8 protein-coding genes (1 of these 8 running past the window's edge) are annotated in these 8,711 nt (G+C 58.4%); 2 read left to right on the forward strand and 6 right to left on the reverse strand.

Annotation, left to right across the window (positions count from 1 at the left end; translation table 11 throughout):
- Positions 1-212 precede the first annotated feature (212 nt).
- The 6 genes from PSH79_RS00575 to PSH79_RS00600 form a co-directional block, all read right to left on the reverse strand.
- Positions 213-428, reverse strand: a complete 216-nt coding sequence (locus tag PSH79_RS00575) for a DUF1127 domain-containing protein (RefSeq protein WP_007911656.1) — start codon at positions 426-428, stop codon at positions 213-215.
- Between the two features lie 321 nt (positions 429-749).
- Entirely contained in the window at positions 750-2,243 is a 1,494-nt protein-coding gene (locus PSH79_RS00580) for an acetyl-CoA hydrolase/transferase family protein (protein WP_305440731.1), read from the reverse strand.
- A gap of 214 nt (positions 2,244-2,457) precedes the next feature.
- Positions 2,458-3,891, reverse strand: a complete 1,434-nt coding sequence (locus PSH79_RS00585; RefSeq protein WP_305440732.1) for an NAD(P)(+) transhydrogenase (Re/Si-specific) subunit beta — start codon at positions 3,889-3,891, stop codon at positions 2,458-2,460.
- Positions 3,891-4,211, reverse strand: coding sequence for an NAD(P) transhydrogenase subunit alpha (locus PSH79_RS00590; RefSeq protein ID WP_003187417.1), 321 nt, complete (start codon positions 4,209-4,211; stop codon positions 3,891-3,893). The genes PSH79_RS00585 and PSH79_RS00590 overlap by 1 nt, the downstream gene beginning before the upstream one ends.
- Positions 4,212-4,226: 15 nt before the next feature.
- A complete protein-coding gene (locus tag PSH79_RS00595) occupies positions 4,227-5,348 on the reverse strand; it encodes a Re/Si-specific NAD(P)(+) transhydrogenase subunit alpha (protein WP_305440733.1) in 1,122 nt (373 codons plus the stop codon).
- A gap of 434 nt (positions 5,349-5,782) precedes the next feature.
- On the reverse strand, positions 5,783-6,682 hold the full coding sequence (locus PSH79_RS00600; protein WP_305440734.1) for a LysR family transcriptional regulator: 900 nt from the start codon (positions 6,680-6,682) through the stop codon (positions 5,783-5,785).
- A 158-nt stretch (positions 6,683-6,840) separates the two neighbouring features.
- On the opposite strand from PSH79_RS00600, the gene PSH79_RS00605 reads away from it, so the two are divergent.
- Positions 6,841-8,022, forward strand: a complete 1,182-nt coding sequence (locus PSH79_RS00605; RefSeq protein WP_095190295.1) for an acyl-CoA dehydrogenase — start codon at positions 6,841-6,843, stop codon at positions 8,020-8,022.
- Between the two features lie 13 nt (positions 8,023-8,035).
- A protein-coding gene (locus PSH79_RS00610; protein WP_305440735.1) for a CaiB/BaiF CoA-transferase family protein crosses the window boundary here: on the forward strand, positions 8,036-8,711 show its 5' portion. It continues 545 nt past the right edge of the window; only the first 676 of its 1,221 coding nucleotides appear in the window; its start codon is at positions 8,036-8,038; its stop codon lies off the right edge, out of view.

Here is an 8,711-nt window from a genome sequence, read left to right on the forward strand (position 1 = left end):
AGGAAAGCGTTGTGACGAATGACGTGTTCATGAACAGACTTGAGTGGCGCGTTAAAATTGTACTGGTTGATTTTTGTTTCTATCTGACTGTACTTGTTTGGGTTTTCACGGCCCTGAAACGACAAAACCCGTCGCGGTTTCCCGCGACGGGTTTTGTTTGTTCAATTCGGGTTGCTGGCGGAGGGCCTGACGACCAGAGCCAGCGACGCTACTTAGCGCCAGAACGGCTTGCTCAGCTCTTCGTAGCGTTGTGCTTCGCTGATACCGGCGTCAGCCAGCAGACGCGAATCCAGACGAGCCAGTTGGTGGCGGCTGGAGATGCGGCGCTGCCACAACATCAGGTTGGCAATAACGCGCAGAGGCAGGGAAGCCTGGGTGTTTACAGCTTTGTCTTCGAAGAACAGTTCGGAACTGAGTGTACGTTCCATGGTTGACATCCTTCCGCTTGTGGCGGGATCAGGTAGTGGTTTGACTGGTGCCCATGATCCTCTCGTTTGCCCAGTCTCTCTAGATACAGTTCAACTGTATTGTGAGTGACCAGTTAACTGTTTAAATGGGGTGTACGGGTCAAAATCGAGCAAACTGTACCTGTCTGCACCTATATGGTGCGTTATGACGTGTTTTCGAAGAAAGCGTAGGGTATTGCTGTAGGAAAAGACCGGTACAGCAGTACAGTTTTTGACATCTTGCGCGGGTTGCAACATCCCGCTGACGAAACTGTGTTTGCGCCAGCGGAATATCTGTGCGAGTTACACCGCCAGCATCCGCCCGGTTTCTTCCAGGTTGATGTGCCAGCTCAAGGCTTCACGCAGGATATGCGGAGTGTGGCCACCGATTGCACAGGCTGCGGTGAAGTAATCATTCAACGCCTGACGATAGTCCGGGTGCACACAATTATCGATGATCACCCGCGCACGCTCCCGTGGTGCCAGGCCACGCAAGTCCGCCAGACCCACCTCAGTCACCAGAATGTCGACATCATGCTCGGTATGGTCGACATGGCTGACCATCGGCACCACGCTGGAAATCGCGCCACCCTTGGCAATCGACTTGGTCACGAACACCGCCAGATGCGCGTTGCGCGCGAAGTCGCCGGAGCCACCGATGCCGTTCATCATCCGCGTACCGCAGACATGGGTAGAGTTGACGTTGCCGTAGATGTCGAACTCCAGCGCCGTGTTGATCCCGATGATCCCGAGGCGCCGCACCACTTCCGGATGGTTGGAAATCTCCTGCGGACGCAGCACCAGTTTGTCTTTGTACTTCTCCAGATTGCCGAACACATCGCTGTTGCGCCGTTCCGACAAGGTGATCGAACTGCCCGAGGCGAAGCTCAGCTTGCCGGCGTCGATCAGGTCGAAGGTCGAATCCTGCAGCACTTCGGAGTACATGGTCAGGTCTTCGAACGGCGAGTCGATCAGACCGCACATCACCGCGTTGGCGATGTTGCCGATCCCGGCCTGCAACGGGCCGAGCTTATTGGTCATGCGCCCGGCATCGACTTCCTGCTTGAAGAAGGTGATCAGGTGGTCGGCGATGGCGTTGGTATCGACGTCCGGCGACGACACGGTGGACGGCGAATCCGCCTGCTGGGTGATGACGATGGCGACAATCTTCTCCGGCGGAATCGGAATCGCCGTGCTGCCAATACGGTCGTCGACTTTTACCAGCGGGATTGGCGTACGCGTCGGACGATACGTCGGAATATAAATGTCATGCAGGCCTTCGAGATTGGCGTTGTGCGCCAGGTTGATCTCGACGATCACCTGCTTGGCGAAAATCGCGAAGCTCGCCGAGTTGCCCACTGAGGTGGTCGGTACGATATGGCCCTGTTCGGTGATGGCCACGGCTTCGATCACCGCGATGTCCGGCAGCTTCAGTTGCTGGTTGCGCAGTTGCTCGACGGTTTCCGACAAGTGCTGGTCGATGAACATCACCTGGCCGGCGTTGATCGCCTTGCGCAAGGTGCTGTCGACCTGGAACGGCATGCGACGCGACAACACGCCTGCTTCGGTCAGTTGCTTGTCGAGATCGTTGCCCAGACTCGCGCCGGTCATCAGGCTGATCTTCAGCGGCGTGACCTTGGCTCGCTCGGCCAGTGCATGAGGGACGGCTTTGGCTTCGCCGGCGCGGGTGAAGCCGCTCATGCCGACGGTCATGCCGTCTTCGATCAGTGCGGCGGCGTCAGCGGCGCTCATCACTTTATCCAACAACGAAGGCAGGCGAATACGGTCACGGTACATGGATTATTTTCTCGGGTAGCGAGTAGCAGGATGCGCAGTCTAGTGAATTTGACGGGCGCCTGTCCCGCTACCAAGGTCGCAAAAGAGGCGTCTATTTAGCGGGTTTCAAGTAAAACATCGTTACCGGATCTGCAACAACGCGGCATATTGTCCGACGCTTTGCGCAAACAAAAACGCCCCGACAAGTCGGGGCGTTTGGTCTTGCAGTGCAGAGTTACTCGACCGCTTTGACCATGTCTTCGATGACTTTCTTCGCGTCGCCGAACACCATCATGGTCTTGTCCAGATAGAACAGCTCGTTGTCCAGACCGGCATAACCGCTGGCCATCGAGCGCTTGTTGACGATGATGGTCTTGGCCTTGAACGCTTCGAGGATCGGCATGCCAGCAATGGGCGACTTCGGATCGTTCTTGGCGGCCGGGTTGACCACGTCGTTCGCGCCGAGCACCAGCACCACGTCGGCCTGACCGAACTCGGAGTTGATGTCTTCCATCTCGAACACCTGGTCGTAAGGCACTTCAGCCTCGGCGAGCAGAACGTTCATGTGGCCAGGCATACGGCCGGCCACCGGGTGGATCGCGTACTTCACGGTCACGCCACGGTGAGTCAGCTTTTCGGTCAGCTCTTTCAATGCATGCTGCGCACGTGCAACCGCCAAGCCGTAGCCCGGCACGATGATCACGGTATCGGCGTTGGTCAGCAGGAAGGTCGCATCATCGGCCGAACCGGATTTCACCGGACGTGCTTCTTTTGCACCGGCAGGGCCTGCATCGGCCGTATTGCCGAAACCGCCGAGCAGTACGTTAAAGAAGGAACGGTTCATCGCCTTGCACATGATGTACGAGAGGATCGCACCGCTCGAACCCACCAGCGAACCGGCGATGATCAGCATCGAGTTGTTCAGCGAGAAGCCGATACCCGCTGCCGCCCAACCGGAATAGCTGTTGAGCATCGATACCACCACCGGCATGTCGGCGCCGCCGATCGGGATGATGATCAGCACGCCCATCACGAACGCCAGCGCCAGCATCAGCGCGAACGCCGTGAGGTTGCCGGTAAACATGAAGGTCAGGCCGAGTGCCAATGTGGCCAGACCCAGTACTGCGTTCAGCTTGTGCTGCCCGGCGAACTGTACCGGTGCACCCTGGAATAGGCGGAACTTGTACTTGCCCGAGAGCTTGCCGAAAGCGATCACCGAACCGGAGAAGGTGATTGCACCAATCGCCGCGCCGAGGAAAAGCTCCAGACGATTGCCCGCCGGGATCGAGTCGCCCAGGTGTTTGACGATACCCAGCGACTGCGGCTCGACCACTGCGGCAATGGCGATGAACACCGCGGCCAGACCGATCATGCTGTGCATGAAGGCGACCAGTTCCGGCATCTTGGTCATTTCAACGCGCTTGGCCATGATCGAACCGGCAGTGCCGCCGATCAGCAGGCCGACGATCACATAACCGATACCCGCCGTGGCCAGCTCAGCGCCGAGCTTATAAATAAGGCCGACGGTGGTGAGGATGGCCAGCGCCATGCCGAGCATGCCGAACAGGTTGCCGCGCCGCGAAGTGGTCGGGTGCGACAGGCCTTTGAGGGCCTGGATAAAGCAGATCGACGCGATCAGGTAGAGCGTCGTGACGAGATTCATGCTCATTACTTCGGCGCCTCTTCTTTTACTTTCGGGGCTTTCTTCTTGAACATCTCAAGCATGCGGCGGGTGACCAGGAAGCCACCGAATACGTTGACCGCAGCCAGCGCCACGGCGAGGGTGCCCATGGTTTTGCCCAGCGGGGTGACGGTCAGTGCGGCGGCCAGCATGGCGCCGACGATCACGATCGCGGAAATGGCGTTGGTGACGGCCATCAAAGGTGTATGCAACGCAGGCGTAACGTTCCAGACCACGTGATAACCGACATAAATCGCCAGCACGAAGATGATCAGGTTGTAGATACCGGGGGAGATAAGCTCTTCCATCGTCAGAATCCCTGCTTAGGCGTTTTTGCGGATGACTTGGCCGTCGCGGCACATCAGGCACGCGGCGACGATGTCGTCTTCGAGGTTGACGTCGAACTGGCCTTCTTTGGTGAAGACCAGCTTCAGGAAGTCCAGCAGGTTGCGCGCATACAGCGCCGAAGCATCTGCAGCGACTTCACCGGCCAGATTGGTCGGGCCGGCGATAGTCACGCCGTTCTCGATCACGACCTGATCGGCCACGGTCAGCGGGCAGTTGCCGCCCTGCGCGGCGGCGAGGTCGATGACCACTGAACCCGGCTTCATCTGCGCCACGGTATCGGCGCTCAACAAAGTTGGTGCCTTGCGGCCCGGAATCAGCGCGGTGGTAATGACGATGTCAGCCTGCTTGGCGCGTTCGTGCACGGCTTGGGCCTGACGTTGCATCCAGCTCGCCGGCATTGGCCGCGCGTAACCGCCGACACCGACGGCGCATTCACGCTCTTCATCGGTCTCGTAAGGCACGTCGACAAACTTGGCGCCGAGGGATTCGATCTGCTCCTTCACCGCCGGTCGTACGTCAGACGCTTCGATCACCGCACCCAGACGTTTCGCCGTGGCAATCGCCTGCAACCCGGCCACACCCGCGCCGAGAATCAGCACGCGCGCCGCTTTCACGGTGCCCGCAGCAGTCATCAGCATCGGCATGAAGCGTGGATAGTAGTGGGCAGCCAACAACACAGCCTTGTAACCGGCAATGTTCGCCTGCGACGACAACACATCGAGACTCTGTGCCCGCGAGGTGCGCGGCGCCGCCTCCAGGGCGAACGCGGTAATCCCGCACTCGGCCATTTTGGCGATGGTTTCGTTGTTGAACGGGTTGAGCATGCCGACCAGCACCGCACCGCGCTTTATCAGCGTCAGTTCGGCATCGCTTGGCGCGACCACTTTGAGAATCAACTCGGCGCCAAACGCGTCATTGGCACTGCCAATGGTCGCGCCTGCCGCTTCATAGGCACTGTCGACAACGCTGGCTTTAACGCCGGCGCCGGTTTGCACAGTGACCTTATGACCTTGGCTGATCAGCTTTTTAATGGTTTCCGGGGTTGCAGCAACCCGTGTTTCACCGGTCTGGGTTTCGAGAGGAACACCAATGTGCACGTCAAATCTCCTGCGTGATCTTATTGAGTAAACCCAGGCACTGCGGATGGTGCGACTGGGGCGGCCGATCAGCACGATCCCGCCAAATCAGGGCGGGGCGCGGCATTTTGCAGGCGAACTTTATGCCCTTCAAGGGATTATGACGGGTGACGGAAAATTAACTACAAGTCATCCCGTGACCGAATGTCGCAGATAGCCGGTTGAATCCCTTGCAGGCCGTGCCTTGTAAGGATTCTGGCTGAATTTGAAAAAATTTCTCATCGGCGACGTGAATAAGCCATGATGAGTCGCGCGTGAAGGCTCAAAGCCACGTCAGCAGGCGCTTGTGGGACGTCTGTACGACTTTCGGATACAGTCGTTGAATATGCGACAAATACTTATATCTGTAGGGCTTTAGATATTCTGACTACGGAGTTAGGTATTGCTGTAAGCCTTTATCCTTCTAGGCTGTAGCTCTGCGCCTGATTTACCAACCAGTCGCGAAATGCCTTTAAAGACGCCGATTCGACTTTTCGCTCAGGAATCATCAGGTAATACGCCTTGATGCTTGAGAGCGCATTCGGGTTGGCAATCACCAGGCGGTGCTCCGCGAGTTCGCGTTGGATCAGGAACGGTGGAATCAGTGCGATGCCCATGTCGTGCATGGCCGCCTGAGCCAGCATGGAGAATAGCTCGTAGCGCGGGCCTGTCATGTCGCGTGGGATATTCAAATGCTGCAAGTTGAACCACTGACGCCAAGCGTAGGGTCGGGTGGTCTGCTGTAAGAGCGGTAGATCGGCAATTTCATCGGCTGTCAGATGCGTCTTGTTGCCGAGTAGGGCGGGGCTGCACACCGGCATCGGATTCTCACCCATCAGCCTGTGGGATTCGGTACCGGACCAGTCCGCATCGCCGAAGTAGATCGCCGCGTCGAAATCGGTGTCGGCAAACAGGAACGGGCGGGTGCGGTTGGTCAGGTTGACCGTGACTTCCGGGTGCTTGAGTTGGAAATCCTTAAGCCTTGGCAGCAGCCATTGCGTGCCGAAGGTCGGCACCACCGCCAGTTCGATCACATTGGCGCCTTGTTGACCCATGACCGATAACGTATCGCGCTCAACCGCGTCGAGTTGAGTCGCCACCCGGCGGCTGTAGGAAAGTCCTGCTTCGGTCAGCTTCACACCACGTCGTGAGCGTCGGAACAGTTCCACGCTGAGGAAATCCTCAAGGCTGGCGATCTGTCGGCAAATGGCGCCCTGGGTGAGGGAAAGTTCTTCGGCAGCCTTGGTAAAGCTCTCATGGCGAGCGGCGGCTTCGAAGCTGATCAGAGCGGTAGTGCTGGGGATCTTCCTGCGCATGTACATCAACCTCACTAATGCGCCGCGTAAAAGGCATTCAGCGACGTTTCGGAGTGAGAAATTAGCACAACAGGATGCGAAATCCTCGTTTGCCGCGACGGCGAACCGCGCCTAGGATCAATGCCACGTTAATTCACCCGATTTGCGAGGACACACTCATGGGCGGTAAAGCTAGCTTCAACTGGATCGATCCCCTGCTGCTGGATCAACAGCTCACTGAAGAAGAGCGCATGATCCGCGACACCGCCGAGCAGTTCGCTCAACAGAGCCTCGCACCGCGTGTCCTCGAAGCCTTTCGCCATGAGAAGACTGACCCGGCGATCTTTCGCGAGATGGGTGAAGTCGGCCTGTTGGGCGCAACCATCCCTGAGCAGTACGGTGGCAGCGGCCTCAACTATGTCAGCTACGGCTTGATCGCTCGTGAGGTGGAGCGTGTCGATTCCGGCTATCGCTCGATGATGAGCGTGCAGTCCTCGCTGGTGATGGTGCCGATCAACGAGTTTGGCACCGAAGCCCAGAAACAGAAATATCTGCCAAAACTGGCGTCCGGCGAATGGATCGGCTGCTTCGGTCTGACCGAGCCGAACCACGGTTCCGACCCGGGCGCGATGATTACCCGTGCTCGCAAGGTCGACGGCGGTTACAGCCTGACCGGCGCGAAGATGTGGATCACTAACAGCCCGATCGCCGACGTGTTCGTGGTGTGGGCCAAGGACGATGCCGGCGACATTCGTGGCTTCGTGCTGGAGAAAGGCTGGAAAGGTCTGAGCGCTCCGGCGATTCACGGCAAGGTCGGCCTGCGTGCTTCGATCACCGGTGAGATCGTGATGGACAACGTCTTCGTACCGGAAGAGAACATCTTCCCGGACGTGCGCGGATTGAAAGGTCCGTTCACCTGCCTCAACTCCGCACGCTACGGTATCTCCTGGGGCGCACTGGGCGCTGCCGAGTTCTGCTGGCATACCGCCCGCCAATACACCCTGGATCGCCACCAGTTCGGTCGTCCATTGGCCGCTACTCAGTTGATCCAGAAGAAGCTCGCTGACATGCAGACCGAGATCACTCTGGCGCTGCAAGGCTGCCTGCGCCTGGGTCGCATGAAGGATGAGGGCACGGCTGCCGTGGAAATTACTTCGATCATGAAGCGCAACTCGTGTGGCAAGTCGCTCGATATCGCGCGTATGGCTCGTGACATGTTGGGCGGCAACGGTATCTCCGACGAGTTCGGCGTGGCCCGTCATCTGGTTAACCTGGAAGTGGTGAATACCTATGAAGGCACCCACGACGTTCACGCGTTGATCCTGGGGCGTGCGCAAACCGGTCTGCAAGCGTTCTATTAATAGGAGAGCGACCATGGGCGCGCTGTCGCATCTACGGGTACTGGATTTATCGCGAGTATTGGCCGGACCGTGGGCCGGGCAGATCCTCGCCGACCTTGGCGCGGAGGTGATCAAGGTCGAGCGCCCGGGCAATGGTGACGACACTCGCGCCTGGGGGCCTCCCTTCCTTAAAGACGCCTATGGCGAGAACACGTCAGAGGCGGCTTACTACCTGTCGGCCAACCGCAACAAGCAATCGGTGACCATCGACTTCACGCGTCCCGAAGGGCAGAAGCTTGTGCGGGAGTTGGCAGCCAAGTCGGACATTCTGATCGAGAACTTCAAGGTCGGTGGCCTGGCGGCGTATGGATTGGATTATGAATCACTCAAGGCGATCAATCCGGATCTGATCTATTGCTCGATCACGGGGTTTGGTCAGACCGGGCCTTACGCCAAGCGCGCGGGCTATGACTTCATGATCCAGGGGCTGGGCGGGCTGATGAGTCTGACCGGTCGACCTGAGGGTGATGAGGGCGCCGGGCCGGTGAAAGTCGGTGTGGCGCTGACGGATATTCTGACCGGTCTCTATTCGGCGGTGGCGATCCTCGCGGCACTGGCTCATCGAGATCACGATGGCGGTGGCCAGCACATTGATATGGCATTGCTGGATGTGCAGGTCGCCTGCCTGGCTAACCAGGCGATGAACTACC

Source organism: Pseudomonas sp. FP2196, assembly GCF_030687715.1.
Taxonomy (GTDB): domain Bacteria; phylum Pseudomonadota; class Gammaproteobacteria; order Pseudomonadales; family Pseudomonadaceae; genus Aquipseudomonas.